Origin of the sequence: Vreelandella olivaria (genome assembly GCF_023507745.1) — a bacterium.
In the GTDB taxonomy this organism is placed as follows: domain Bacteria; phylum Pseudomonadota; class Gammaproteobacteria; order Pseudomonadales; family Halomonadaceae; genus Vreelandella; species Vreelandella olivaria_A.
In genome coordinates, this window is record NZ_JALPZO010000004.1 from 1 (window position 1) to 1,257 (window position 1,257).

Sequence of the window (1,257 nt, forward strand, 5' to 3'; positions counted from 1 at the left end):
AGTAGAGGCCACTCTCTTCATCGTGCCATTGGCCCTGGAAGCGGATCGGCTGTGATGTGTTGCCGCGTTCGTTCCGGGTGGCGGCCCAGTCGTCGGGTTGGGCCTGCCAGCGGGGTTCGCCGGTGGGTGAGAGCAGTTGCATCGGGGTGCCGAGGGCATCGGTGAGATAGGCGCTGAGCTGTTTGGCGGTGCTGGTGCCGGTTTGGTCGATACGCAACAGGGGGATAAAACTGCCCGGCTCGTAGACCACGGTGGTGCGTTGGGCCTCGCTGTCTTCGTGGACGATGCGGTCGCCGTCCCAGCCGTAGTGGGTGGTGGCGGTGGTGCCGTTGGCGTGGCGTACGGTTTTGCTAAGGTGTACTTGCTCAATTAATTTAGAGCTAATCATTGTTATCTTGTTCTTTGTTGTCTACAAAGCGTTTTTTTAATTTTTTAAATCCCGTGTTAGCATCCTGTAATGAAAATATAAACCCAGATGCTATAGCAGACAATATTGATATGGCAACAATAAAACTTCCTGCCATTTCATATCCAAATAAAATTAATGCGGCACCTAAGCATGCACCTAAAGAGAAGCAGAATAAAAAAATAAAATCTTTAATATGCTTTTTTTTCACTCTTCACCTTCCTTGATTATAGTGGTGGTGGTTTTGCAATGTTGAATGCCGCCAGAAAAACCAATACCGAGTCCTTTGAACCCCCTTACTTTTGATAAACCATCATTATTAAAGTCAATAGAATACCCTGCGCTACCAAATAGTCCACCATTGCCGAAAATACCCCAGGTCTCTGAAACACCACTTTGAAGAGAAGAGCTGCTAATACTTCCAGCGTACGATGTTCCAACTGATTTAAATATTCCTAAACCATATTGTTGGCATTCAGCTACAACCCAGCCAATATTTCCAGCTGTGTCTGCCTTTACTCCTGCTGCAATTGTTTGGCCGAATACACCACCGAATGCTTGGCCTGCTACAGGGTAGACTTCGCCAGCCAATACAGTTGCTCCTCTATCCTCAATAGGAATATAGCTATGATTCCAAGGATGGGCACCTGTCAACCCCAACGGATCCACCATCCCGGTTGGATTGGTCACATAACCATATAGATTGGTACCGCCATTCAACCCTATCGGGTCCTGGCTGATATAGCGCCCCTGCTGTGGGTCGTAGTAGCGGTGGCGGTTGTAGTAGAGGCCACTCTCTTCATCGTGCCATTGGCCCTGGAAGCGGATCGGCTGTGATGTGTTGCCGCGGC

At 49.1% G+C, this 1,257-nt stretch carries 3 protein-coding genes; all 3 read right to left on the reverse strand.

The window, feature by feature from the left end; genetic code table 11:
* Window positions 1-388: RHS domain-containing protein (locus HP566_RS00030; RefSeq protein WP_249975208.1), on the reverse strand; the 388-nt coding region annotated here is incomplete at its 3' end.
* Window positions 381-617: a hypothetical protein gene (locus tag HP566_RS00035; protein ID WP_249975209.1), complete on the reverse strand. Its 237-nt coding sequence runs from the start codon at window positions 615-617 to the stop codon at window positions 381-383. The genes HP566_RS00030 and HP566_RS00035, both read right to left, overlap by 8 nt.
* Window positions 614-1,257, reverse strand: a 644-nt coding sequence (locus HP566_RS00040; RefSeq protein WP_249975210.1) for an RHS repeat-associated core domain-containing protein, incomplete at its 5' end; no start/stop codon positions are given. The genes HP566_RS00035 and HP566_RS00040, both read right to left, overlap by 4 nt.